General features: G+C 50.5%; 21 protein-coding genes. 19 read left to right on the top strand and 2 right to left on the bottom strand.

Features of this window, described 5'->3' with window-relative positions; translation table 11 throughout:
• Positions 1-5: 5 nt before the first annotated feature.
• A complete protein-coding gene (locus tag EJL91_RS04475; protein ID WP_125140740.1) occupies positions 6-263 on the top strand; it encodes a hypothetical protein in 258 nt (85 codons plus the stop codon).
• 102 nt (positions 264-365) lie between these two features.
• Here EJL91_RS04475 and EJL91_RS04470 read toward each other — a convergent pair whose 3' ends face one another.
• On the bottom strand, positions 366-3,173 hold the full coding sequence (locus EJL91_RS04470; RefSeq protein ID WP_125140739.1) for an AAA family ATPase: 2,808 nt from the start codon (positions 3,171-3,173) through the stop codon (positions 366-368).
• Between the two features lie 351 nt (positions 3,174-3,524).
• Here EJL91_RS04470 and EJL91_RS04465 point away from each other — a divergent pair, with 351 nt between their 5' ends.
• The 8 genes from EJL91_RS04465 to EJL91_RS04430 all read left to right on the top strand — a co-directional run bounded on the left by EJL91_RS04465 (position 3,525) and on the right by EJL91_RS04430 (position 12,936).
• Positions 3,525-4,415 carry a sulfide/dihydroorotate dehydrogenase-like FAD/NAD-binding protein gene (locus EJL91_RS04465; RefSeq protein WP_125140738.1) on the top strand — a complete coding sequence of 297 codons (891 nt, stop codon included), beginning with the start codon at positions 3,525-3,527 and terminating at the stop codon, positions 4,413-4,415.
• Positions 4,416-5,816, top strand: a complete 1,401-nt coding sequence (gene gltA / locus EJL91_RS04460) for an NADPH-dependent glutamate synthase (RefSeq protein WP_125140737.1) — start codon at positions 4,416-4,418, stop codon at positions 5,814-5,816.
• Between the two features lie 304 nt (positions 5,817-6,120).
• Positions 6,121-7,131, top strand: a complete 1,011-nt coding sequence (locus tag EJL91_RS04455) for a beta/alpha barrel domain-containing protein (RefSeq protein WP_125140736.1) — start codon at positions 6,121-6,123, stop codon at positions 7,129-7,131.
• Between the two features lie 41 nt (positions 7,132-7,172).
• Positions 7,173-8,369 (top strand): pyridoxal phosphate-dependent aminotransferase, encoded by a 1,197-nt coding sequence (locus tag EJL91_RS04450; RefSeq protein ID WP_125140735.1) that lies wholly within the window; start codon positions 7,173-7,175, stop codon positions 8,367-8,369.
• A 160-nt stretch (positions 8,370-8,529) separates the two neighbouring features.
• Positions 8,530-9,078 carry an HD domain-containing protein gene (locus EJL91_RS04445; RefSeq protein ID WP_125140734.1) on the top strand — a complete coding sequence of 183 codons (549 nt, stop codon included), beginning with the start codon at positions 8,530-8,532 and terminating at the stop codon, positions 9,076-9,078.
• A gap of 23 nt (positions 9,079-9,101) precedes the next feature.
• Positions 9,102-10,475, top strand: coding sequence for a Na+/H+ antiporter NhaC family protein (locus EJL91_RS04440; RefSeq protein ID WP_125140733.1), 1,374 nt, complete (start codon positions 9,102-9,104; stop codon positions 10,473-10,475).
• Between the two features lie 167 nt (positions 10,476-10,642).
• A complete protein-coding gene (locus tag EJL91_RS04435; protein WP_125140732.1) occupies positions 10,643-11,500 on the top strand; it encodes a MurR/RpiR family transcriptional regulator in 858 nt (285 codons plus the stop codon).
• A 158-nt stretch (positions 11,501-11,658) separates the two neighbouring features.
• A complete protein-coding gene (locus tag EJL91_RS04430; RefSeq protein ID WP_125140731.1) occupies positions 11,659-12,936 on the top strand; it encodes an aminotransferase class V-fold PLP-dependent enzyme in 1,278 nt (425 codons plus the stop codon).
• A 144-nt stretch (positions 12,937-13,080) separates the two neighbouring features.
• Here EJL91_RS04430 and EJL91_RS04425 read toward each other — a convergent pair whose 3' ends face one another.
• On the bottom strand, positions 13,081-13,218 hold the full coding sequence (locus tag EJL91_RS04425; protein ID WP_279230033.1) for a CbrC family protein: 138 nt from the start codon (positions 13,216-13,218) through the stop codon (positions 13,081-13,083).
• 190 nt (positions 13,219-13,408) lie between these two features.
• Between EJL91_RS04425 and EJL91_RS04420 the strand changes: the two genes are divergently transcribed.
• The 10 genes from EJL91_RS04420 (at position 13,409) to EJL91_RS04375 (ending at position 25,605) form a co-directional block, all read left to right on the top strand.
• On the top strand, positions 13,409-14,290 hold the full coding sequence (locus tag EJL91_RS04420) for an SMP-30/gluconolactonase/LRE family protein (RefSeq protein WP_125140729.1): 882 nt from the start codon (positions 13,409-13,411) through the stop codon (positions 14,288-14,290).
• Positions 14,291-14,603: 313 nt separating this feature from the next.
• Positions 14,604-15,338, top strand: coding sequence for an ABC transporter ATP-binding protein (locus EJL91_RS04415; protein ID WP_125140728.1), 735 nt, complete (start codon positions 14,604-14,606; stop codon positions 15,336-15,338).
• Entirely contained in the window at positions 15,338-16,255 is a 918-nt protein-coding gene (locus EJL91_RS04410) for a SufB/SufD family protein (RefSeq protein ID WP_125140727.1), read from the top strand. Before EJL91_RS04415 ends, EJL91_RS04410 begins: the two co-directional genes overlap by 1 nt.
• A 128-nt stretch (positions 16,256-16,383) precedes the next feature.
• Entirely contained in the window at positions 16,384-18,093 is a 1,710-nt protein-coding gene (locus EJL91_RS04405) for a S8 family peptidase (protein ID WP_125140726.1), read from the top strand.
• A gap of 250 nt (positions 18,094-18,343) precedes the next feature.
• Positions 18,344-19,351 carry a deoxyguanosinetriphosphate triphosphohydrolase gene (locus tag EJL91_RS04400; RefSeq protein ID WP_125140725.1) on the top strand — a complete coding sequence of 336 codons (1,008 nt, stop codon included), beginning with the start codon at positions 18,344-18,346 and terminating at the stop codon, positions 19,349-19,351.
• Between the two features lie 10 nt (positions 19,352-19,361).
• Positions 19,362-21,152 carry a DNA primase gene (gene dnaG, locus EJL91_RS04395; RefSeq protein ID WP_125140724.1) on the top strand — a complete coding sequence of 597 codons (1,791 nt, stop codon included), beginning with the start codon at positions 19,362-19,364 and terminating at the stop codon, positions 21,150-21,152.
• A 138-nt stretch (positions 21,153-21,290) separates the two neighbouring features.
• Positions 21,291-22,409: an RNA polymerase sigma factor RpoD gene (rpoD, locus tag EJL91_RS04390; protein WP_125140723.1), complete on the top strand. Its 1,119-nt coding sequence runs from the start codon at positions 21,291-21,293 to the stop codon at positions 22,407-22,409.
• Between the two features lie 24 nt (positions 22,410-22,433).
• The gene (locus tag EJL91_RS04385) at positions 22,434-23,126 is read left to right on the top strand and encodes a tRNA (adenine(22)-N(1))-methyltransferase (protein WP_125140722.1); all 693 of its coding nucleotides are present in this window, start codon (positions 22,434-22,436) and stop codon (positions 23,124-23,126) included.
• Positions 23,113-23,916, top strand: coding sequence for a Nif3-like dinuclear metal center hexameric protein (locus EJL91_RS04380; RefSeq protein WP_125140721.1), 804 nt, complete (start codon positions 23,113-23,115; stop codon positions 23,914-23,916). Before EJL91_RS04385 ends, EJL91_RS04380 begins: the two co-directional genes overlap by 14 nt.
• A 33-nt stretch (positions 23,917-23,949) precedes the next feature.
• Positions 23,950-25,605, top strand: coding sequence for a nucleoside kinase (locus EJL91_RS04375; RefSeq protein WP_125140720.1), 1,656 nt, complete (start codon positions 23,950-23,952; stop codon positions 25,603-25,605).
• Positions 25,606-25,621: the final 16 nt, after the last annotated feature.

The raw sequence follows: 25,621 nt of genomic DNA, 5'->3' as shown, positions 1-25,621 counted from the left end.
GAAAAATGAGAAAAGAACCCGAAAGACTGGAGATTGACATTGTAAAAATATTTCTGACACCGCCTAAAACCATGCGGGAGAAGATAACGCTGTTTGTGATGATGGTGGTCGTTTTCATCATGTTTTTCGGGCCGGTCATGTTTACCGAGATATCACCGCTTAAGGGAGCGCTTCTTTCGGCCCTCCCCGCATTCACGGTGTCATGGGGCTGGCTGGTGCTGCTTCGCAGCCTTTTCAGGAAAAAAGAATATTCAAAGAACTGACATACTATATGAATTTTCATTGCCGTCCGCAGCACCGCCGCTATTTGCGGAGCTGCGGACGGTAACGCTGTCACGGTTACTGTGCACTCTGTGTCCGGTAAGCTATAACTCTTTTATCTCATAAGCGCCCGGAATATTTGCCAGGGCGGCAAGCGCTTCATTTTTATATTCATCGGGCGTCAGCGCTAATATAGAAGGAAACTCTTCCGGCCAGCGCAGAAGCAGCTCACGTGAGGCGATAGCGAAAAGGCCGAGTGAGTTCGGGGAATTTAAGAGACGGGCGCTCTCACCGGCCTCCTTTATCAGCTCCCCTGCTGAGGTAAAGTTCCCTTTTTCCGCCTCCAGGATGCTCACGTATCCCTTAGTAATGGAGCGCCCAATCAACGCTGCGGATTCATTGAAGAGCCTGTTGGAGCGGTAAAAGGCATCGGCGCTTTCTTCCCTGTTTCTAAGAGCCAGATGGGCGCGGCCGAGATTCGAATAGAAAACCGCATTTCCCGTTGTGCGGGCCGATTCGCAGGTGGCAATTGCTTTCTGATAGAACTGGACGGCTCTTGCAAACTGCATCTGCTTGCGGTAGGTCTCCCCCATGTAATTGTAACATCCGGCAATATTCAGGGTATAGACGCGCGATTTCAGCGGATATTTTGCAAAAATCCTCAGAGCCCGCTTTAAGTAGCGCAGACTGGCGGCGTAATTCCCTTCCATGGCCTTAAACAGGCCGTAGAGGCGGCAGTCGATGGCATAGTCCTCCTCATATCCGCCCTCCGCCCCGAGTCTTAGACACTCCGAGAGAGAACGTTCCAGATCTCCCGTGCTCCAGATGTTGAGCCGGTAAAAATTGACAAGACGCAGGCAGCGTATCCGCATAAGCGGATCATTGTCGGTCTGGCTGTTAATCATCAGCGCTTTTTTCTGGCTTGCGAGGCCTTCCCTGTATTCGCCCTGGGCAATGCAGTACTGTGCTTTTGTCCGCAGCAAAAGGGCGTACAGCCGGGAAAACGGAATGGAAGAAGCTTCATTTTCCGTCAGCGAGAGCAGGCGGTCCTCCAGGATATTGCAGTATCCGGTGAAGGAAGGGATACTGCCGTTTAGCCGGCTTTGGGGAGTATACTGCATTGGATAAAGCTCATAGTTTTTGGAGGCATACTCTTCCAGGGCCAGAATGCGGCATTTCAGTTCCATGGCCTGGTTGCCGGCATGGCAGTAGTGGTAAATCAGGCATTCGTAATCGGTTTTGCCGGACACCTCCAGGTGTTTCAGATGCTCGGCCAGTATCTTGTGGAAATAGCAGCGCCTGGAAAGCGACATGCTTTCATAGATTCTTCTCCGTATACTGTTGTTGCGGAAAAGAAAATAGGGATTTTGCTGTTCCGATCTTTCTTCGATTATTTCAAGGCTCTTCAGGTGCTCTAATGCATCCAGGATATCAAGAGGCTCTTCTCTCAGGAGATCTTCGAAAAGCTCCAGATTTGCCCTGGACTGACAGGCGGAGAGGAGCTCCAGGACGGCCTCCTCCGCGGAAGTCAGGTTTTTAAGTCTGTCTAAGAGCGGCACACGGCCCCGGAAAATGGTTTCCTCCCGTCCGGCTTTCCCGAATACGGAGGCCGTAGGGGGATTCACTTCCAGATGCAGCAGGACATTTTCTGCACAGAGCGGCAGCAGGATATGTTCCAGACTGCCGACGGGAGGCAGTGAAGTGGCAAGAAACAGGATATTCGGGTTCCGGCTGCGGATCAGCAGGGAGATAAAATCCAGGCTGGCCGTATCCATAAAATGGATGTTGTCGAAAAAAAGGACCAGAGGAATCTGTTCCCCGATACTGAAGAATAACTTAAACAGCAGGCTGTAGGCGGCCGTGTCGATTGTGCCCGACAGTGGAAAGAGCCGGGAAGCAGCCTCAAGATAGCCCGAATCCACCTTCAGATGATAAGGCGTAATCAGAGGCTGAAGCTGCAGGATCATCGTGCTGACGGGTTTTAACAGTACGTCCTTTTCCGTTTCCAGGCAGGGAGCCTGAAGAACCAGGAAGGAGCGCTCCGAGAGGGCGCGGGTACAGTATTCCGCCAGACAGGTTTTACCGCTCCCATCCTCGCCGGTCAGCAGGATGGAGGTGGATTTGCCTCCGATGAAGTTGCGGAAAGCTTCGGAGAGAAAGCGGAGTTCAGACTCGCGTCCGGGCAGTTCCTCGTCCGTACGCTCCATCAGTGGACGTTCTTCTTGAAGGGCATCCAGCAAACGGCTGTGTAATTCTTTTAATTCTCTTCCCGGGGAGGCGGAGAGCTCCCTCTCAAAAAGCAGGGCCAGCCGGTTGTAGAGCTTGATTCCTTTTGAATAGAAACCGCAGCTTAAATAGCGTTCGATCATAAGGCGGTAGAGATTCTCATCCAGAGGCTCCTGTTCTATATACAGGCCAAACAGTGTTTCCGCCCCCTCCACATCGGAAGGAGGGAGGAGAGCCAGACGGCGCTTTAAGAGTTCCAGATAAGTATGGAGGGCGAACTGCCGCTTCGCAAGCATCCATTCCTCAAAGGCGGGAGAGCCTTTGATATAAAAGCTTGTCAAGAACTCGCCTTTGTAGGCGTCCGGGCATTCTTCTTTGACCAGACGGTCATAATCGACGGAAACAGTAAGCTCCGGATTTAAAACCAGCTCCTGACGGCCGCAGGGGAGGATACATTCTTCACCGATGGCCTTTTTAACCGTGTAGATGGCGTGGCGCAGGTTTTTCCTGGCTACCGCCTCATCGCAGTTGTCCCACAGAAGGGAGGCGGCCTGTTCCCTGGTGGATTTCTTTTCGACAGCGAGATAATACAGAAGAGCCTCGGCCTTCTGATAAGGAAGCTGGCAGGGAGAGGAACCGATTATGATTTTCGGGGATTGCAGAAGAAAGAGTTCAATGGAAGCCAATAGAAGTTCTCCTTTGTATGTTTGTTTGTAACTGTCCGGAGGATAGTGTTCCGCGAGGAATGCTTTCGAGCGCTTTCGCATGAAAATTCCGTATTTTGCCGGGGTGAAACGGCAGGTTGGGCCGTTCCTGCGCATAGCAGCGCGGTAACGATGAAGGCGCTGAACAGTTGTGGTTTTCTTTCAATTTTATAACACCATGGGGAGAAAAGCAAGAATCATAGTTGTAGTGAACAGAGAATGAATAGTAATGGCGTGAAACGGTGCTTTTTGCCGATTCTGCGTGTAATAACAACAAAAATAATCAGTAGAGGTTACGGCTGCGGAGTAAGCAGTAACCGGAGGAGAAATGACATGTACCAGATTTTAAAAGCGGAAAAGCTGGCTGATAAAATTTATCTGATGGTCGTGGAAGCCCCCAGGATCGCACGTTCCTGCGAACCGGGTGAGTTTGTGATTGTCAAGATAGATGAAGAAGGGGAGAGGGTTCCTCTGACCATTTGCGATTATGACCGGGAGAAGGGAAGCGTAACGATTGTCTTCCAGACGGTCGGCGCATCCACACAGCGGATGAGTGATTTGAAGGCCGGGGACGCCTTCCGCGATTTTGCCGGCCCCCTTGGAAACCCGTCCGAGTTTGTGAAAGAAGACCCGGAGACACTGAAAAAAAAGAAAATCCTTTTTGTAGCCGGAGGAGTCGGCGCCGCCCCTGTGTACCCGCAGGTGAAATGGATGAAGGAGCACGGCATTGACGTGGACGTCATCGTGGGCTCCAAGACAAAGGACCTCCTGATCCTGACGCAGGAGATGGAAAAACAGGCGGGCAGCCTTTACATAACAACTGATGACGGAAGCTTTGGCCATAAGGGAATGGTAACCGAGGTCATTACGGACCTGGTGGAGAACCAGGGGAAGAAATACGACACCTGTGTGGCAATCGGCCCGATGATCATGATGAAATTCGTCTGTCTGCTGACAAAGAAGCTGGCAATCCCGACGGTGGTCAGCTTAAACCCGATCATGGTGGACGGGACGGGGATGTGCGGGGCCTGCCGCGTGACGGTGGGAGACAAGGTGAAATTCGCCTGCGTGGACGGCCCGGAATTCGACGGCCATCTGGTAAACTTTGACGAAGCCATGAAACGCCAGCAGCTGTACCGCACCCAGGAGGGCCGGGCCATGCTCAGGATTCAGGAGGGGGATACCCACCACGGCGGATGCGGACATTGCGGAGGTGAAGAATAGATGGAAACGAAGAGAGACATGATGGTAAAGGTCCCGGTAAGGGAACAGGATCCAAAGGTGCGCGCCGCCAACTTTGAGGAGGTGTGCCTGGGTTATAATAAAGAGGAGGCCATGGCGGAGGCGGAGCGCTGCTTAAACTGCAAAAATGCAAAGTGCATCGCTGGCTGCCCGGTGTCCATCGACATCCCGGCGTTTATCCAGGAGGTGAAGAACGGGGCGCTCGAAGAAGCGGCCCGTGTGATTGCCAGGGCGTCGGCCCTCCCGGCCGTCTGCGGCCGCGTCTGCCCGCAGGAGACCCAGTGTGAGGGGCTCTGCATCAGGGGAATCAAAGGGGAGCCGGTCTCCATCGGCAAACTGGAGCGGTTTGTGGCGGACTGGTCGAGGGAACACGGCTTTGTGCCGGAGGCACCGGAGAAGACGAACGGGAAGAAGGTGGCCGTGATCGGCTCCGGCCCCTGCGGCCTGACCTGCGCCGGAGACCTGGCAAAGCTGGGATATGAAGTGACTATTTTCGAGGCCCTCCATGAGGCGGGCGGCGTGCTCACTTACGGAATCCCGGAGTTCCGTCTGCCGAAGGCGGATGTGGTCCAGCCGGAGATTGACAACGTAAAGAAGCTGGGCGTCAGGATCGAGACAAACGTGGTGATCGGGAAGTCGGTTACCATCGATGAACTGATGGAAGAGGAAGGTTTCAAAGCCGTATTTATCGGTTCTGGGGCGGGCCTCCCGAAATTCATGGGGATCCCGGGGGAGAATGCCAACGGGGTGTTCTCGGCTAATGAGTACCTGACCAGGAGCAACCTGATGAAGGCGTTCCGGGAAGATTATGACACCCCGCTGATGATTGGGAAAAACGTGGTGGTAGTCGGCGGCGGGAACGTGGCTATGGACGCGGCCAGGACGGCGCTGCGCCTTGGGGCCGAGGTACATATCGTATACAGGAGAAGTGAGAAGGAGCTGCCGGCCAGGGCAGAGGAAGTCCACCATGCAAAGGAGGAGGGGATTAAGTTCGACCTCCTGACCAACCCGGTGGAGATCCTGACGGATGATAACGGCTGGGTGAGCGGCATCATCTGCCGGAGGATGGAACTTGGCGAGCCGGATGAATCGGGAAGGAGAAGGCCGGTTGAGCAGGCGGGATCGGATTTCAGGATCGACGCCGACACAGTGATCATGGCGCTTGGGACGTCCCCGAACCCGCTGATCTCCGCCACGACGGAGGGCCTGTCCGTAAACCGCTGGAAATGCATTATCGCCGATGAGAAGGATGGAAAGACGACGAAAGAGGGCGTCTATGCGGGCGGAGATGCCGTGACCGGTGCGGCGACCGTCATCCTTGCCATGGAGGCGGGACGTGCCGGGGCGCGCGGGATTGATGAGTACCTGTCGGGGAAAAGATAGAAGGTTTTAGGCACACGGGCAGGGACAGAGAATTATATTTAGAAGAGGAAAGTCTAAAGACATCAGAATTGTCTTTGGACTTTTTTTATTTTAGAAAAGGTTTCAAAACTCCCTGATTAAATAAAAACCTCCGGCAGAATTAGATAGAGTCGGATAAAAAGTAAAATGAATAAAAATATTCATAAAATTTTATTGACAAATAAAAACCGTCATGTTATAAAATAGATATGAATAAAAAAGTACATAAAAAATATAACTGAAAAAAAATATTCAAAAAGAAATGACAAGAGACGGAGGATATCAAATGAAAGTTACCCTAATGGACTGTACATTGAGGGATGGAGCGAACGTCGTGGGGAAAGGTTTTTCAGCCGAAATTACGGATATGGTTCTGGACGGACTGACATCATGCGGGGTTCCGCTCATAGAAATTGGAAATTCCGGAGGAATCGGGGCCTATGAAGTAGCCGGGTTTACGGACGCGGAAACCGACCTCACTTATTTGGACATTGCAAGAAAATATCTGAACCGCGGCTCTGAGATCGGGATGTTTTTGAATGCAAAGCGCTACAGGGAAAAGAATGTGGAGCTTGCAAAGGACTGCGGGCTTCATTTCCTCAGAGTAGGAGCCGATGCAGGGGATGGGGAGATTTCCGTAAAGGTGATTAAGGACATTAGAAAAAGTGGAATGCGGGTATTTTACTCGGTGATGAAGGCCTATATTCTCAGCGCGGATGAGCTGGCCGAGGAGGGCAGAAAGCTGGAGGATGCCGGTCTGGATGAGATTACGATTATGGATTCCGCAGGCACCATGCTTCCGGAGCAGGTCGCAGAGTATACGGAAAAACTCAGCTGTGCGGTATCGATTCCGGTAGCGTTCCACTGCCATAACAATCTGGGCCTTTCCGCGGCCAATGCTATAGCGGCCTATCAATATGGGGCGGCAATTCTGGACTGTGGACTGATGGGCATGGCGAGGAGCGCCGGAAATCTTGCGACAGAAATCTGTGTGGCGATGATGCAGAGGTACGGTCAGATGGAGGAAATTGATTTATACGGACTACTGGATTTTATCGACAACCGGCTGGAACCGGCGATGAAACCGTTCCATTACAACAATCCCGTGAAACCGATTGATCTGGTACTTGGAAAGTCGGGCTGCCATTCCAGCTTCCTGAAAAAATTCAGGGCAGCGGCCGAGGCGGAGAATATCAATCTGTACCGTCTGATTATGGAAGTGTCGGCTGTGGATCGGAAAAGCCCGTCGGACGAACTGATTCATAAGACGGCGAAGGAAATCGGCCGCAGCAGGTAAACCGGAAGATTAGAAAGAGAACAACATCAGGAGGGAATAACATGTTCAGCAGAAGAGCAAATAACGTAACGCCATCCTTTACAGTGGAACTGAACGCAAGAATTGCGGAGCTTAACCGCAGCGGTGAGGATATCATCAAACTGAATATCGGGGAACCGGATTTCAACACGCCGGACAATATTAAAGATGCGGCAAAGGCGGCAATCGACAATAATTTTACAAGATATACTCCCATTCAGGGTATTCCGGACCTCCAAAAGGCCATTATCGATAAATTGAGGGAAGACAACGGAGTGGAGTACACCATGAACGAAGTCTGTGTCACTACTGGAGCCAAACAGGCGCTATTTGAGGCAACGCTGACGTTGGCCGACGAGGGCGATGAAGTCATTATCCCTACGCCGTGCTGGGTAAGTTATGTGGATATGGTAAAGATTGCGGGAGGAATTCCGGTGCAGGTTCCCGCTGTCGGGTATGGAAAAGACAGATATCACCTGGATTTAGAGGCAATCGCAAAAGCCGTTACCCCCAGGACAACCGCAATCATCATCAACTCCCCGAACAATCCGGCCAGCGTGGTCTATACGCGTGAAGAACTGGAAGGGCTTGTGGCGCTGGCGGTGGAAAACGATTTCTGGATTATATCGGATGAGGTATATGAAAAATTGCTGTACGACGGCTCCCAACATATATGTGTCGCATCTATTTCACCGGAGGCGAAAGCGCACACGGTGGTGGTAAACGGATGCTCAAAGAGCTATGCAATGACGGGATGGAGACTGGGATATGCGGCGGGGCCGGAGAACTGTATGAAAAAAATCCGCGGCCTGCAGGGTCATATCACATCCGGTATAAATTCCATAACGCAGAAGGCGGGAGTAGAGGCGATTATGGGTCAGCAGCGGTCCGTGGAGGCCATGAGGCAGGAATTTGACAGACGCAGGCAGATGATGGGGGAAAAACTGCAGGCAATTCCTCATGTCGAAACAACAGACTCCCTGGGCGCCTTTTATTATCTGCCCAATGTTTCATGGTATTTCGGAAAAAAGTGGCAGGAAGGAGTGATTGAAAATTCCGTCGATATGGCAACCTATCTTTTGGAGACCGTCAAGGTGGCGGTAGTGCCGGGAGACGCATTCTATGCACCGGGATGCCTGAGACTTTCCTACTCGAATTCTATGGAAAACCTGGAGAAGGGCCTTGACAGACTGGCGTATGCGCTGGCAGCATTAGTGTGATGTGAGAAACAGCGGCAGGCGGAATAGACAGGCGGAAGAGGCAAGCGGGAGAGAAAAGCAGGACAGTCAGATAGGGAGAGAAATATAAAGAGGGGAACATAGAGCGAAAAACGTATAAAGAAGAACATGAAGAGAGGAACAAAAGAAAGGAAAGAAAAAAGTGAAAACATCGGAGGAAAAGATTGAATTTCTGTCCCGGTATCTTCCATGTATCAGGCAGGTGGAGGATAAAAAGAAGGCGGCGGCAGTGGCGGACGTATGGATGAAGGCGCTTGATATGAGTCCTTGGGAGACGATTGACCAGGCAAAGTTTAAGGAAGGAATGGAGCATGTTTCCCTGATATCCCATGTCAATTCAGCGATCGAATGTGCCCTTGCCATGAACCAGATTATAAAAAAATATCACGATGTTGAATGTGACGAGCAGCGTCTCATTCTGTTTGGTCTGCTTCATGACGTGGATAAAGTCGTCGAATATGAATATAACGGACAGGGAGAACTGGTAAAAAGCGATATTGCAGAGAAAATCCAGCACGGTGTCCTGTCGGCCATTCTGGCCAGGGAGGCGGGTTTTGACTTGGATATGCTCCATCTCATTATCACACACACCCACGATCAGAATATGAAACCGGCATTCAGGGAAGGGATTCTGTTTGGATATGCAGATCTCTGTGACTGGGAGATGACCTGCAAATATGCGGAGCCGTAAGGAGAAGAGGGAGAGGTATTACAATGGAAAAAGAAAATAAGCTTTATTTTCATGGAGGACTTTTGGGGGCATGGGTTCCCATGATTACATTTGTTGTCATCATGATCACGGCTGCGCTGACAGGCCATATTTCACTGATGGTATTTGCCGCAGGAGCATTTGTGGCCATATGTACGGGATTTATTCTCAGTAAGGATAAAAAAGAATTTGATAATGCCGTGATAGACGGCGTGGGGGATCATATGCTGGCGACCATGACCGTGGCATTCATCATGGCAGGCATTTTATCGCAGCTTTTACGCCAGAGCGGCTTGATTCAGGGCCTGATATGGCTTTCCTCGCAGCTTCACCTGAATGCAAATTTTCTGCCGGTGATTACCTTTATCACCTGTGTGCTGATTTCAACGGCATGCGGCACCACGGGAGGAACCTGCGCGGCAGTGACACCCATTATGCTTCCGCTGGCAGTGGGCTTTGGCTGTAATCCGGGTCTCATTGTCGGAGCGATAATGAGCGGCAGTATTTTCGGTGACAACCTGGCTCCGATATCCGATACGACGATTGCATCGGCAATGACGCAGGAGACGGATGTATCAAGCGTTGTAAAGACGAGACTTCCGTATTCCATCATAAGCGGTGTAGGGGCAAGCCTTTTATATATCTACTTTGGCTTCAAGACACTGAACGCAGACGCGGTCATGACCCAGGTGGACGCCTCCAAGGCCCCGTCACTGGTAATGCTGGTACTTCCTGTTATCATGGCGTTTCTGATGACAAAAGGAGTCGGACTTGTTTCCACCATGCTCGTCTGCAATATGTTGGGAATCACCTTAAATCTTGCCCTGGGCCTTATCCCGTTTAGTACGATGATTTCGGCAGACGGTCCGGTGGTGGCCGGTATTTCCGGAATGGCGGGCCTGATTTTATTCTGTATCATGCTCTTTGCCGTGCTGGAGCTTACAAAAAGATCCGGTGCATTCGACCAGTTAATCAGCGGCATACACAGTAAATGTGATACGCCACAGAAAGCGGAGCTGGCCAGTGCGGGAATGACGATTTTCGGTATGATTGCAATTGCGGCAAGTACGGCCAATATCATTATTGTGGGGCCTTTTGTAAGACAGTTGACGAAGAAGTTTCATATTGCAAGGACCAGGGGAGCCAATATTACGGACGGTCTGAGCACGGCTTTCGGAGGCATTGTTCCCTACAATTCTTCTTTTCTGCTCTGTATGAGTCTTGCGGCAGCGTCGGGAGTAGTTGCGGATACATTTTCCTTCAGGGAGGTACTGCCGTATTGCTTCCACAGTTATGGGCTGATCATTCTCTATGTCGGAAGCGCCCTGACCGGAATCGGACGCAAATTTGAAAACAGCGGGGCTTCTGAAACAAATTAAAATGTGAATGAATCGGTAAACAAAATAAGTGAATCAGTAAATTAAAAATAGAGTTGTTGAATAATATTTTCCTGCAATATTTTTTGACTATTATTGACCAGAATTATTTGCTGTGATATTTTTAATCTATAATCATTTGCAGTCCAAATATATCCGGAGGTCAAACAATGAAAAGTATTGCTGAAAAAATAAAAGAAATGAAACTGACAAAGGCGGATGCCGTGATTGCGGAGTACATACTCGAAAATCTCGACACCATTGGAATATTGACATCCTCGACGCTGGCGGAAAAAATCGGCGTCAGCGATACCTCGGTGATTCGTTTTATCCGTAAACTCGGCTACAGGGGATATTCCGATTTCCGAAGCGAAATGAACGCCCGGATGGCGGCTCAGTATAATAAGGAACAGTCACTTTTAATGCCGGGTGAAAAATATACACAGACAAAGAGCCGGTTAAACCAGGACAGCCTGATCCGGGATGTCAGCGGCTATATCCTTGATAATCTGGAGAAAAGTTTTGCAAAGCTGGACGGAAAGGTGATTGAGGAGGTTGCAGATATCATCCTGAACAGCAATTCCAAGTATATTGCCGGTTTCCGCGGTACCGCAAGCTGCGCTTACTATCTGGCAAACAGACTGTTAATGCTGGTTCCGAGGGTAGTTACCATTTCTCACGCGGACGCGTCGGCCGTTGAAACAATTATGGATATTACGGATAGAGACTGTCTGGTGGTGTTTAGCTTTGCACGCTATTCCGAGATTAATAAATCTGTAATCGACATTGCGAAAAAGAACGGCGCAAAGGTGATACTGATAACGGATCGCCAGACTTCCCGGTTTGCGGCGCAGGCAGATATTGTGATTATTACAAAGGTCGACGGACTGGGATTTGCCAATTCCTATGTGGCTCCGTTCGGTGTATCGGAAATTATCCTGCTGGCCGTCAGCGGCCGGGGAAAAGAGGAGTGCGATGAGCGCATTCATCTGTTGGATGCGATAATTAACGAAGAGAAACTGTATTAAAGGGGGCGTGGTGAGGGAGGAAAACGCCGCCGGTAACGGACGGATTCCTTCTCACGCACCCTAAAACTGGAACTGAAGACTTGACCAATCATTCCACGTCCGCTATCTTCCAGAGGCATCTTCGCATCCAAATTAAAACTAAAACGCGGAGGTTTAAAATGAATTTTACAGATGACATGTTTTCTGAAGAAGAGCTGGAAGAAATACGTTCCCAGTTTTATTATACGGAGTGTGATCCTGAGGGCAATAAAAGACTGTTTTTCGATAATGCGGGAGGTTCTCTGCGCCTGAAACGGGCGGAAGATGAATTTCACAGAATCAGCAGTTTCCCGGATGCGCCGGGACATTCCAACCGGCTGGCCGGTGTTTTGGAGGAGGCTGCAAAACAGGGCCGGCGTGATTTGAAAGAGGTAATATTTAACGCGTCCGGGGGAGCGCTTTACCCCGGTTATACCGCTTCTGCCGTCATGATGGAGATGACCCGGGTAATCAGTGAAAATGCCGTAGGAACAAATTATGTGACAACGGTTCTGGAGCATCCGTCCTCCTTTGATGCAATGGTGTTGTATGCCCGGAAAAACGGCTGCGAACTCAGGGTGGCACGGGCCAACCGGGAAACAGGTGGCGTGGATGCAGGGGAGGTTCTGTCACTGATTGACAAAAACACAGCGGTCCTCTCCTGTATGGCTGCTTCCAATATCTCGGGTTATAAATACGACATCGATACAATTTTCAGGGAGGCACGGAAAATCAATCCGGAGCTTTATATTATCTGCGATGCCGTACAGCATGCACCTCACGGTAAACTGGATCCTGAGAAATATGGAGTCGATGCAATGAATTTTGCCCCATATAAGTTCTTTGGCGTCCGTGGCTTTGGAGTCGCCTATCTCTCCGACAGAGCTGCGCGCCTTGAACATAACAGGCTGGCTGGTAAACCGAAGGATGAATGGCTGGCCGGAAGCGAAACGCCGGCTCATCTGGCGGCTGTCACGGAAATTGTAAATTACGTGACAGCATTGGGACAGAAAAAAGAATCCGGCTGCACGGATCGAAGAAAGCTATTTGAACTCGGAATGGAGCGGATAGCCGCCCATGAGAGAGGACTGCTTCAGATTATGCTGGAAGGAACCAAAAGGGAAAAAGGCCTCCGCTATATTGAAGGAGTTAAGGTACAGATGGACGGCAGGGACCTGAGGACCCGGGATCTGATTTTGGGAATCGAGTTTGAACGTCTAGGTGCCAAACAGGCAGCGGCCGAGTATGAAAAACGCAGCATCGTCACATTTGAGAGAACTTATGACAGCATTTATTCCACAAGAATGCTCGATGCATTTGCATCCAAAGGCGTTGTCAGGATATCCCCTCTCCATGTCAACACTTCCCGGGAGATGGAAGACTTTTTGAAAGCGACATCTGAAATTGCAGGGCTTTAAATAAACGGGTTTTATAAGGAGAGAGTATAATAAAAAAAGAAAATCGGCCTTTGCCTGTCGCAGCGTGAGATTAGCTGCGGCAGGCAAAAGCCGATTTTTGTGGTTCAGTCTATGATGCTGTCGTAATATTGCCGTAATATTCCATCAATCACAATCTGTCCACAGAGGGTGTTTCCCGCAGTGTAGGCACTGGAACAGATAGCCCTGGACACTGCTGCCGTTTACCAGAGCGTCCAATACCATTGACAGATGGATGCCCGTCTTATTCCGTTCGGTCCTGATTGGTGGTATTGAGCTGTATCAGAGAAAGACGGCCACGTTTCCATAGGCATTACCTATGAAAACATTTGTTTTCAATATTTTACAATCGCATTATGATCAGATACCATTAAAGAAAAGATTCCGGCCCCGTTTGCAAAACTGCCGGAGTGAAGCCAAATAAAATATACAGATAATACAAGGAGGAAATACTATGTTATACAATGCAGCAGAACCGGAATTTTACGACTTAATTGACGCCGACGCGGTGCTCGAACCGATATCGGTGGGACACAAAGTGACGGAGGGGATTATGTGGTGGCCTCAAAATGACTGCCTGATCTTTTCCGACATGGGCGCGGGAAAGGTGTACAAATGGGATCCGGCGACCTACGAGACGACTGTAATTAAATTCCCCAGTAACATTTCCAACGGCAATTTTATTGACCTCGAGGGCCGTATCGTGACATGTGAGCACGCAACCAGCTCTATCACCCGTATGGAGCCGGACGGACGCTATATGAAAACACTGGCTTCCCATTATGAAGGAAAGGAATTAAACAGCCCCAACGATATCATCGTAGATTCCAGGGGACGTATCTGGTTTACGGATCCGGTGTACGGGCGCACCAGCAAGGTAGCCGGAATTGCACGTGAGCCGGAAATGGGATTCCAGGGCGTGTACTGTATTGATGAGACAGGAAAGCTGATTCTCGCCCGCAGTGATTTTGAGCAGCCCAACGGCCTGTGCATGGAAATCGGAGAAGAGACTATGCTGGTGAACGATACCCCGAGACAGGAAATCCGAAGGTTCAAAGTGGAAGAAGACTGCACCTTAAGCGGTGGTGAGGTGGTTTGCGAAGTCGGCGGCCGCCCTGACGGAACCAAGATTGATGCACAGGGGAATATATTTACAACGGCTACGGGTGATGTGTTTGTCTTCGATAAAAACGGCAGGAAACTCGGTGAAATTCATGTGCCGGGAACCTGCAGAAACTTCTGCTTCGGCGGCCCGGACCGCTCCGAACTTTACTTTGCGTGTGAGACTATCTACCGGCTTAAAACGAAAACACAGGGGGCGGAATTTTTTAAATAGAAACACTGAAACAGTTATCACTTTGAGCGGGGAGCGCCCGGCGGGAAGAAGAAATCCTGCCGGGCGCTCCTTTGGTGACGGTGACAGAAAATGCCGGTTTATACGGCTTTTCCCCGGATTTTGCAAAAGGTCCGGACATGGTGCTCCGCCTGTCCCGGGATACGTAGGTGTCACCGGAAACGAAAAATAAACATATATCACGTTTTTTCGCATACTTCCTATAGTAAAAGATGGAAAAGTGGTATATAATACTAACTGCGAAATGATGCAGTACAGCAGTAAAAGGATAAATTAATTATAGAGGAGGACCACCATGCTTAAACTGGAGAATGTTTCTTATGAAATCCAGGAAGAAAAGGGACAAAAAGGGATTATCCACCATGTCGATCTGACGATAAATGATGACGAGTTTGTGGTGATCACAGGGCCGAACGGCGGCGGGAAATCTACGCTTGCAAGACTGATTGCAGGCATTATCAACCCGACCGGCGGCAGAATCCTGTTTAACGGCGAAGACATCACGGGAAAGAATATTACCGAGAGAGCCAATATGGGAATCAGCTTTGCATTCCAGCAGCCGGTACGTTTTAAGGGAGTCCAGGTTCTCGACCTGATCCGGCTGGCGGCAAAAGAGAACATGTCTGCGGCGGATGCCTGCAAATATCTGTCGGAGGTTGGACTTTGCGCCAAGGACTACATTAACCGTGAGGTGAATGCGAGCCTTTCGGGCGGTGAACTGAAGCGGATTGAGATTGCCACCGTACTGGCCAGGCAGTCCAGCCTTTCCGTATTCGACGAACCGGAAGCCGGAATCGATCTCTGGAGTTTCCAGAACCTGATTCAGGTATTTGAGCGGATGAGGGCAAAGACAAAAGGCTCCATCATGATTATTTCCCATCAGGAGAGGATTCTTAACATTGCAGACCGGATCGTGGTGATTGCCGACGGGCGTGTATTAAAAGAGGGGAAAAGGGAAGAGGTGCTTCCGGAGATTCTGGGCACATCCTCGGCAGTAGAAGCCTGCGATTTTTTCAGGAGGGATAATTAATGGATCAGATTCAAAAAACATTACTGGAAGAAGTTGCTGACCTGCACGGCGTGCCGGCAGGCGCTTATAATATCCGCGCCAACGGACAGATGGCGGGAAGAAATACGACGGCTAACATAGATATTGTCACAAAAGAAGACAAATCGGGAATCGATATTAAAATCAAAGAAGGAACCAGGAATGAGAGCGTCCATATCCCGGTCGTTTTAAGTCAGAGCGGACTGATGGAGATGGTATATAACGACTTTTACATTGGTGATAACGCCGATGTTACAATTGTAGCTGGCTGCGGCATCCACAATGGCGGGGACGCTGCGTCCGAACACGACGGAATCCACCGCTTTTTCATCGGAAAGAATGCCAAAGTCCGCTATGTGGAGAAACACTACGGGGAAGGCGACGGGAAAGGGAAGAGAATCCTGAACCCAACCACGGAAGTAACGATGGATGAAGGCAGCTATCTGGAGATGGAAACCGTTCAGATTAAGGGGGTGGATTCCACAATCAGAAAGACGGTGGCCGACCTGGCGGCAGGTGCTAAGATAGTCATTAAAGAGCGCCTTCTGACACACGGCAGCCAGGATGCGGAGAGCAGCATTATCGTCAATTTAAACGGAGAGGATGCCAGCGCCAATGTCATGTCGCGTTCCGTGGCAAAAGAGGAATCCCATCAGAAATTTGTATCCATCATCAACGGAAACAGCCGCTGTGCCGGCCATACGGAGTGCGATGCAATTATTATGGGCAATGCCAAAATCCAGGCGGTTCCCGAGCTTACGGCCAATGATCCGGATGCAGCCCTGATTCATGAGGCGGCTATTGGAAAGATTGCCGGAGACCAGATTGTCAAACTGATGACGCTGGGACTTACGGAATCCGAGGCAGAGGAGCAGATTGTCAACGGTTTCTTAAAATAACAGTCATATTTTCACGTCTTCCCGCATATATTTAGATGTAATCTGAGAAAGTAGGCAGCATAACAGTTTGGCCGCAGGCTGAATTGAACCAGGCAGCTACTGTTCACAGAAAATCTGAGGATATGTATATGGACAATCAAAAAGCGGAAAACCTTCTGAATCTGGCCATGGATGCCACTCCGGAAGAACGTGAAAAATCGCCCGCGCTGAGCGTTGGGTTTAACAGAGAAGAGAGACGGTGGGAACTGATCGTAAAATACAACGGAGAGCTGAGCGTAATCCTTGAGGCGCTGCCTGAAATTCAGGCGGACCCGCTGTCGGGCGGTTATGCGATCATGTCGGTACCGGAATCACTAATAGAGTCTTTGGCAGGTTTTTCACAGGTTGAATATATTGAAAAACCGAAAAGGCTCTATTTTTCCGTTAACAGAGGAAAAAGTAATTCGTGCATCAATCCGGTGCAGGAAAACGGAAGCGGCCTGACCGGCCGGGGAGTCATCACCGCAATCATTGATTCGGGGATTGATTATTATCACCGGGATTTCAGGGATGCGGAGGGAAAAAGCCGCATTCTGGAGCTGTGGGATCAGGACCGTGATACGGTATACACCCGCGAGCAGATTAATGAGGCGCTGGAGGCAGGCAGCCGTGCGGCGGCTTACCAGATTGTGCCGGAGAGGGATGTAAGCGGACACGGCACCGCGGTGGCCGGGATTGCCGCGGGAAGCGGCCTGGAAGGCGACGGACGGTACAGAGGCATTGCCTGGGAGAGTGATCTGATTGTTGTAAAGCTGGGAGTACCGGCGGCCGACTCCTTTCCGAGGACAACGGAGATGATGCGGGCCCTCGACTACGTAGTCAACCGGGCGGTCTTTTACCAGAAACCCCTGGCAGTTAATCTGAGTTTTGGCAATACATACGGTTCACATGACGGAACCAGCCTGTTGGAGACATTTATCAACATGATGGCCGGACAGGGGAAGACCACAGTTGTCGCGGGGACAGGCAATGAGGGCAGCACAAGAGGCCACACTGCCGGTTTCCTGACCGAGGGGAACACGGATGAGATAGAACTGTCGGTCGACGATTATGAGACCGGCTTCGGCGTGCAGCTCTGGAAACTGTATGTAGACAGTTTTGATATTATCCTTGTAGGCCCGGGCGGCACTTCGGTAGGCCCGATCAACAGCCAGCTCGGTTCACAGAGGATACGTTTTGCAAGAACCACGGTCCTTCTTTACTACGGAAAACCCAGCCCTTACAGCAAAGCCCAGGAAATCTACTTCGACTTCATACCCAGGTATGACTACGTCGAGAGTGGTGTCTGGAAGATAAGGCTGGTTCCGAGGCGGATCATATCGGGGCAGTATGACTTCTGGCTGCCGTCGGAAAGCGCCCTGAACCGCTCCACCCATTTCCTGCGCCCTACCCCCGACACGACGCTCACCATTCCGTCCACCGCCCTCAGGGCCATATCGGTGGGGGCTTACAACGACTCCTTCCAGACATACGCCGATTTTTCCGGACGGGGATTTACCAGACTCGACAATCTGATCAAACCGGACCTGTCCGCTCCCGGAGTGAATGTCATGGCGTCCCGTGCCGGAGGAGGCTACGAGCCCGTCACGGGAACCTCCTTTGCAACCCCTTTCGTAACAGGAAGCGCAGCCCTGCTGATGCAGTGGGGTATCGTAATGGGGAACGATCCGTTCCTTTATGGCGAAAAATTAAAAGCTTACCTGATCCGCGGAGCAAAACATCTGCCGGGCGAAACCGTTTATCCAAATCCGCGCCTTGGGTGGGGAACGCTGTGCCTGGCGGCATCCCTGCCGGTTTAAGCACCATTGAGAGCAAAGGCACACCGGAACAGCTATACCTTTGCTCTCATGAAACTATCCCGCCCGTCACCCTGTACCCGGTGCCTTCCCCCATTGAATCCTCACTCTTTTGTCTTCTTTTTCGTAAATTTTTAGAAAATTTTAACAGATTAAGGGTGTTAAAAAGTAGAAAAATATGATATTATGGTTAGATAATGGGTGAACTTTCGAGATTATTACATAAATTGTTCTGAATAAGGGTGGGATCAATATGAATATCAGAGAAACTACGGAAAAATGGGAACGCGAGTATCTGAGTCCTTACGCCTCTTTAAGTGAAAATACGAGAGGAAGGGACCGGGAAGAACCGCTCTGCGACATCCGTCCGGAGTACCAGAGGGACCGGGACCGGATTCTGCACAGCAAGTCATTCAGGCGGCTGAAGCATAAGACGCAGGTGTTCCTTGCGCCCGAGGGAGACCACTACAGGACACGCCTGACCCACACACTGGAAGTTTCCCAGATAGCCCGGACCATTGCAAAGGCGCTGAGGCTGAATGAATCTCTGACCGAAGCGATTGCACTGGGGCATGACCTGGGGCACACACCCTTTGGCCACTCGGGAGAGTCGATTCTCGACAAGCTCTGCAGCGACGGATTTGCACACTACAAACAGAGTGTCCGCGTCGTGGAGGTATTGGAGAAAAAGGGGCGTGGAATCAACCTGACCTGGGAAGTGAGGGACGGGATTTTAAACCACCGCACCAGCGGCCATCCATCCACCCTGGAAGGGCATATCGTGCGCCTTTCCGATAAAATTGCCTACATTAACCACGATATTGACGACGCCATCCGCGGAAAGATTTTTGAGGAAGGTGATCTGCCGGCCGAGTATACGGATATTCTCGGGGGCAGCGTCAGGGAGCGTCTCAATACGATGATACACGATATTATTTACCAGAGCTTTGACAAACCGGAGATAGCCATGTCACCTGGCATGGAGACGGCGATGCACGGACTGCGCAGATGGATGTTCGAGAACGTCTACCGCAACGGGATTGCCAAGGCCGAGGAAGGAAAAGCGCAGCACATGATAGTGATGCTTTATGAGCATTATATGAAACATATTCACGAATTACCAGAAGAATATCTGGATATGATGAGAGAGCGCGGGGAAAAAGAAGAACGGGTCGTCTGCGACTACATTGCAGGAATGACGGACATTTATGCCATCGACCGTTTCAACGAGCTCTTTGTACCAAAATCCTGGAAAGTATAAGGAGGTTTTCATGTATTATCCGGAAGAAGTGATAGAAGAAGTCAGAATGAGGAGCGACATCGTGGATGTTATTTCCGGGTATGTGAAGCTTCAGAAGAAGGGGGCCAATTACTTTGGTCTCTGCCCTTTTCATCATGAGAAATCACCGTCGTTTTCCGTGGCGCCCCAGAAGCAGATGTACCACTGTTTCGGCTGCGGGGTCAGCGGCAATGTGATTACCTTTATTATGGAATACGAGAATTATTCGTTCCGCGAGGCCGTTGAGATGCTGGCGGACCGTTCGGGCGTCAAACTCCCGAAGATGGAGTATTCCAAAGAGGCAAAAGCACAGGCGGATCTTAAGGCGGCTCTGCTGGAGATCAACAAGCAGGCAGCCAACTATTTTTATTTTCAGTTAAAACAGCCCCAGGGCCAGGTGGGATACGATTATCTGCGCAGGCGTGAACTGACCGATGAGACGATCCTCCGGTTCGGTCTGGGGTATTCCAATAAAACAAGTGACGATTTATACCGTTACCTGAAAAGCAAGGGCTATGACGACAGCATTTTAAAAGAGACAGGCCTTGTGACGATTGAGGAGCGGGGAGCCAGGGACAAGTTCTGGAACCGGGTCATGTTCCCGATTATGGACGTCAACAACCGTGTGATCGGTTTTGGCGGGCGTGTCATGGGAGACGGGGAGCCAAAGTATCTGAACTCGCCCGAAACCAAGCTCTTTGACAAGAGCCGGAATCTTTACGGACTGAATTACGCAAGAACCTCCAGGCAGAAATTCATCCTGCTCTGTGAGGGTTATATGGACGTCATATCCATGCACCAGGCCGGTTTCACCAATGCGGTGGCCTCGCTGGGGACGGCAATGACAGAACAGCATGCGGCTCTTCTGAAACGGTATACGGATCAGGTAGTGCTGACCTACGACAGCGACGGGGCGGGAGTGAAAGCGGCCCTGCGCGCCATACCGATACTCAAGAACGCCGGGATTTCGACAAAGGTGCTGAATATGAGGCCCTATAAGGATCCCGACGAATTTATGAAAAACCTGGGGCCGGACGAGTTCCGCAAACGAATTGAGAACGCCCGCAACAGTTTCCTCTTTGAGATTGACGTCTTAAAAGAGGGCTGCAACATGGAGGACCCGGAACAGAAGACCGATTTCTACAACAAAACGGCCAGAAAGCTCCTGGATTTTCCGGAGGCATTGGAACGGGACAACTATATCCAGGCCGTGTCGAGGGAATTCTTCATCAACTATGAGAACCTGAAAACTCTGGTTAACCAGTTGGGCAGCCGCCTGGGGATGGGGGCTGCAAGGAGCAGGGGAGCGGAGGAAGAGGAACCTGCGCCGTCCCGGCCGGGAGCGCCCGTTAAGAAAAAAGAGAAGGAAGAGGGAATCAGGAAATCCGAACGCCTTCTGCTCACCTGGCTGATAGAGGAACCGGAGCTATTCGATAAAATAAAAGGAATCATCACCCCCAAGGATTTTGTCAAACCTCTTTACCGCGAAGCGGCGGAGATGGTGTTTGACGGCCACGAGAAAGGGGAGGTAAACCCGGCGGCCATCCTGAACCACTTTATCGACGATGAGGGGAACTACAGGGAAGTAGCGGCGCTTTTTAGCGCCAGCCTGGACGAGTCGTTAAGTAACGAAGAACAGAAGAAAGCATTTTCAGAAACCGTACTTCGGATAAAAAGGAGCAGCCTGGAACATCAAATCCGGCATGCCGCCGGCCTTGAAGAGCTTCAGAAGCTGATTAAGGAGCAGGCCGAACTGGCAAATCTGCATATTTCACTTGATTAAGGAGAAAATACGTTACTATTAAGCCTTTGATTGTCATTATTCACAGCCCTGCCGGAAATTAAACAGCGGCCGTGATATTGCGGCCTTTGGTTTCATAGCAGCGAATGTACAATAAAGCTATGGAGGGATGGGAGAATTATGGAAGAAAAGACAGTGACATTTGAAGAGAAGCTTATAAAGCTTCTGGAACTGGCGAAAAGTAAGAAGAATGTATTGGACAATAAAGAAATTCTTGACTTTTTCCATGGTGAAATATTGAGCCCGGATCAGTTGGATCAGATGTATGATTTTCTCGAGAATAACAAGGTCGACGTGCTGCAGTTCGACGAGGATATCGATATTGACCCGGATCTCTTTATCGAGGAGGAATTAAACGAAGAGGAAGAGATCGATGTTGAGAATATAGATTTAAGCGTACCGGATGGAATTAATATAGAAGACCCGGTCAGGATGTATCTGAAGGAGATCGGAAAAGTTCCGCTTTTATCGCCGGATGAAGAGATTGAGCTGGCAAAGCAGATGGAGATGGGTAATGAGTACGCCAAAAAGCGCCTGGCTGAGGCTAACCTGCGTCTGGTGGTAAGTATTGCAAAGCGCTATGTGGGCCGCGGGATGCAATTTCTGGATCTCATCCAGGAGGGCAACCTGGGACTGATCAAGGCCGTGGAGAAATACGACTATTCCAAGGGGTTTAAGTTCAGTACCTACGCGACCTGGTGGATCCGCCAGGCTATCACGCGCTCCATCGCCGATCAGGCGAGGACGATCCGGATTCCGGTGCATATGGTTGAGACGATCAACCGCCTGATCCGGACCTCCAGGCAGCTTCTTCAGGAGCTTGGCCGCGAGCCCTTCCCCGAGGAAGTGGCGGAGCGCATGGAGATACCGGTAGAGCGCGTCAGGGAGATTATGAAGATTTCCCAGGATCCCGTATCGCTTGAGACGCCTATCGGTGAGGAGGAAGACAGCCACCTCGGCGATTTTATCCAGGACGACCATGTACAGGTTCCGCTGGATGCGGCGACCTTTACGCTGCTTCATGAGCAGCTGATGGAGGTGCTGGACACGCTGACGGACAGAGAGCAGAAGGTTCTCCGCCTGCGTTTCGGCCTGGACGACGGAAGGCCCAGGACGCTTGAGGAAGTGGGCAAGGAATTTAACGTAACCAGGGAGCGCATCCGCCAGATCGAGGCGAAGGCCCTGAGAAAACTGCGGCATCCAAGCCGCAGCAAAAAACTGAAAGATTATCTGGATTAAATAAAAATTACCGAGGATATTTAAATGAAATTATCACACCGTTTAATGACGATTGCTTCCTTTGTCCGCAAGGGAAGCAAAATTGCTGATATAGGGACTGATCACGGATACATACCGATTTATCTGGTAAAGGAAGGGATTTCCCCCTCCGCGCTGGCTATGGATGTACGGAAAGGGCCGTTAGAGCGTGCTGAGAACCATGTCCTCGAATACGGACTCGGCGATAAGATAAAGGTGAGGCTCAGCGACGGCCTTCTGAATCTGAAACCGGGCGAGGCCGATACTATTGTTATCGCAGGAATGGGCGGGGAACTGATTGTGCGCATCCTGGAAGCGGGAAGGCACGTGTGGGAGAGCACGGAACGTCTGATTCTGTCACCCCAGTCGGAAATCGGAAGCGTAAGGCATTATTTGGAGGAGAACGGTTTCACTATTTTGCGGGAAACCATGGTAAAAGATGAGGGCAAATATTACACGGTCATCGAGGCGGGACATGGCGCCATGCATTATGGCCGGGAATGCTTTTACGAGTATGGAAAATGCCTGATTCAGGAAAATAACGAAGTATTCCGGGAGTTTCTGGAGAAAGAGAGACGCTCGGTGGATGAACTCATCGCAGCACTGTCTGAGAAAAACTCCGACAGCGCCGCAAGACGCCTCGGGGAGCTTTTAACGAGGCGGGAAATGATAAAGGAGGCACAGGATGAAATGCAGTGAACTGATTAAAAAACTGGAAGCGCTTGCGCCGCTGCCCATGGCATGCGACTGGGATAACCCGGGCCTTCTGGCGGGCAGAAGCGGCAAAGAGGTGAAAACGGTATATCTGGCTCTGGATGCCACGGACTCCGTCATAGAGGATGCGGTGCGCTGCAGAGCCGACATGCTCATCACCCATCATCCCCTCATATTCAGACCGTTAAAAAAGGTGAATGACGAAGATTTTATCAGCAGGCGTATTCTGAAATTGATTCAGAACGACATATCCTATTATGCGATGCACACAAACTTCGACGCGGCTCCGGGATGTATGGCCGATTTGGCGGGCGCCCGCCTGGGCCTTACGGATACGGAGGTTCTGGAGGTTATGGGAAAGACGGTTGACGATAAGGATTACGGAATCGGCATCTGCGGAAACTTTCCGCATGCCATGACGCTTAGGGAGGCGGGAGAGGCAGTTAAAAAAGCCTATGGAATTCCGTTTGTCACCGTATTCGGCGACGTGGAAGACGGCGGTCCTGCCGTCAGGACGGCGGCTGTATGTCCCGGTTCAGGGGGGAGCACGTTAAAAGAAGCGCTGAGATGGGGAGCCGATGTGTACATTACCGGGGATATCGGCCACCACGAGGGAATCGACGCCGTGGCGAACGGCATGGCGGTGATAGACGCCGGACACTACGGGATTGAGCATATTTTCACCGGATTTATGGAGAAATTCCTGGAGGAAAACCTGGAAGAGAAACTTAACGTTATAAAAGAACGGGATGTATTTCCAAATCATGTGATATAATACAAAGCCAAAATTTCAGAATGGAGGAGTTATATGCCGATTGTAACAATAGGGGAAGAGACAAGGGAGTATGTGGAGGGAACGCCGTTTCACAAGATTGCTAAGGATTTTCAGGATCATTATGAGTATGAGATCCTGCTCGTCTGGGTGGACGGGCGCCTGAAGGAACTCCATAAGACACTGAAGGAAGACTGCAGCCTCAGGTTTATCACGGCCGCCGACAAGGCAGGCTTTTTAAGCTACCAGAGGAGCGCTCTGTTTCTCATGCTGAAGGCGTTTTACGACGTTGTAGGCAAGGAGAATGTCAGCAGCCTGACCGTATGCTTCTCCGTGGGCAACGGCCTCTATATTGAGACGGAGGGCTCTCTGATTCTGAACCAGGAGCTGCTGGATCGGGTGAAGGAGGAGATGAAACGTCTCGTTTCACTCAGCCTGCCTATCTTAAAACGCAGCGAAAATACGGATGAGGCGGTTGAACTGTTCCATCAGCACGGGATGTATGATAAGGAAAAATTATTCTATTACCGCCGCGCTTCCAGGGTCAATATCTACAGCATCGAAAATTTTGAGGACTATTTTTACGGATATATGGTGCAGAATACGGGATATATCAAATATTTTGACCTGCAGCTCTATGATGAAGGTTTTGTCCTGATCCTGCCGTCGAGAAAGAACCCGGAAAAGCTGATGCCGTTAAGCCCGAGACGGAAACTTTTTGAGGTGCAGAAAGAGTCGGAGCAGTGGGGAAAGAAACTGGGCGTTTTCAATGTGGGAACGTTAAATGAGGCGATTTCCCAGGGCAGAATGAATGAACTGATTTTGATGCAGGAGGCACTCCAGGAAAAGAAGATAGGCGATATTGCAGAAAAGATTGCGTCATCCGGCAAGAATAAATTTGTCATGATTGCCGGGCCGTCGTCGTCGGGAAAGACCACATTTTCCCACCGTCTGTCCATCCAGCTGAGCGCCCTGGGCTTAAAACCGCATCCTATCGGGGTAGACGATTATTTTGTAAACCGGGTCAACAGCCCAAGGGATGAAGATGGAAACTACGATTATGAGGCGCTTGAGTGCATCGATATCAAGCAGTTTAACGAAGATATGACTGCGCTCTTAGCAGGGGAAAGGGTGGAAATTCCGAGGTACAATTTTGTCAGCGGTGAGAGAGAGTACAAGGGAGATTTCCTGCAGCTCGGCGAGGAGGATATTCTGGTAATCGAAGGGATTCACTGCCTCAATGACAAATTGTCATACTCCCTGCCGAAGGAGAGTAAATTCAGGATTTATATCAGCGCACTGACACAGTTAAATGTCGATGAGCACAACCGGATTCCGACAACAGACGGCAGACTGCTCCGGAGAATGATCCGGGACGACAGGACAAGAGGTTCTTCAGCACAGGTCACAATCAGAATGTGGGATTCCGTGAGAAGGGGGGAGGAGAGGAATATCTTCCCTTATCAGGAAGAGGCAGACGTCATGTTTAACTCGGCCCTGCTCTATGAACTGGCGGTGCTGAAACAATATGCGGAGCCGCTCCTTTACAGCGTTCCCAGGGATTCTGAAGAATACTCGGAGGCAAAACGCCTGCTTAAATTCCTGGATTATTTTCTGGGCGTGAGCAGCGAGAGAATTCCACAGAACTCCATACTCAGGGAATTTGTCGGAGGAAGCTGCTTCAGGGTATAGGCGTCTCGGACGGCAT

Origin of the sequence: Clostridium transplantifaecale (genome assembly GCF_900626075.1) — a bacterium.
Taxonomy (GTDB): domain Bacteria; phylum Bacillota; class Clostridia; order Lachnospirales; family Lachnospiraceae; genus Otoolea; species Otoolea transplantifaecalis.
The sequence above is the reverse complement of the archived record's forward strand: the minus strand, read 5'-3'. Positions and strand labels throughout refer to the sequence as shown.

Bases quoted from the DNA above. Each gene is read 5' to 3' on its own strand.
- gltA (WP_125140737.1), top strand. From the start codon at position 4,416: ATGGAAACGAAGAGAGACATGATGGTAAAGGTCCCGGTAAGGGAACAG.
- EJL91_RS04385 (WP_125140722.1), top strand. From the start codon at position 22,434: ATGAAATTATCACACCGTTTAATGACGATTGCTTCCTTTGTCCGCAAG.
- EJL91_RS04375 (WP_125140720.1), top strand. From the start codon at position 23,950: ATGCCGATTGTAACAATAGGGGAAGAGACAAGGGAGTATGTGGAGGGA.
- EJL91_RS04475 (WP_125140740.1), top strand. From the start codon at position 6: ATGAGAAAAGAACCCGAAAGACTGGAGATTGACATTGTAAAAATATTT.
- EJL91_RS04450 (WP_125140735.1), top strand. From the start codon at position 7,173: ATGTTCAGCAGAAGAGCAAATAACGTAACGCCATCCTTTACAGTGGAA.
- EJL91_RS04440 (WP_125140733.1), top strand. From the start codon at position 9,102: ATGGAAAAAGAAAATAAGCTTTATTTTCATGGAGGACTTTTGGGGGCA.
- EJL91_RS04400 (WP_125140725.1), top strand. From the start codon at position 18,344: ATGAATATCAGAGAAACTACGGAAAAATGGGAACGCGAGTATCTGAGT.
- EJL91_RS04405 (WP_125140726.1), top strand. From the start codon at position 16,384: ATGGACAATCAAAAAGCGGAAAACCTTCTGAATCTGGCCATGGATGCC.
- EJL91_RS04455 (WP_125140736.1), top strand. From the start codon at position 6,121: ATGAAAGTTACCCTAATGGACTGTACATTGAGGGATGGAGCGAACGTC.
- EJL91_RS04380 (WP_125140721.1), top strand. From the start codon at position 23,113: ATGAAATGCAGTGAACTGATTAAAAAACTGGAAGCGCTTGCGCCGCTG.
- EJL91_RS04435 (WP_125140732.1), top strand. From the start codon at position 10,643: ATGAAAAGTATTGCTGAAAAAATAAAAGAAATGAAACTGACAAAGGCG.
- EJL91_RS04410 (WP_125140727.1), top strand. From the start codon at position 15,338: ATGGATCAGATTCAAAAAACATTACTGGAAGAAGTTGCTGACCTGCAC.
- dnaG (WP_125140724.1), top strand. From the start codon at position 19,362: ATGTATTATCCGGAAGAAGTGATAGAAGAAGTCAGAATGAGGAGCGAC.
- EJL91_RS04430 (WP_125140731.1), top strand. From the start codon at position 11,659: ATGAATTTTACAGATGACATGTTTTCTGAAGAAGAGCTGGAAGAAATA.
- EJL91_RS04415 (WP_125140728.1), top strand. From the start codon at position 14,604: ATGCTTAAACTGGAGAATGTTTCTTATGAAATCCAGGAAGAAAAGGGA.
- EJL91_RS04420 (WP_125140729.1), top strand. From the start codon at position 13,409: ATGTTATACAATGCAGCAGAACCGGAATTTTACGACTTAATTGACGCC.
- rpoD (WP_125140723.1), top strand. From the start codon at position 21,291: ATGGAAGAAAAGACAGTGACATTTGAAGAGAAGCTTATAAAGCTTCTG.
- EJL91_RS04465 (WP_125140738.1), top strand. From the start codon at position 3,525: ATGTACCAGATTTTAAAAGCGGAAAAGCTGGCTGATAAAATTTATCTG.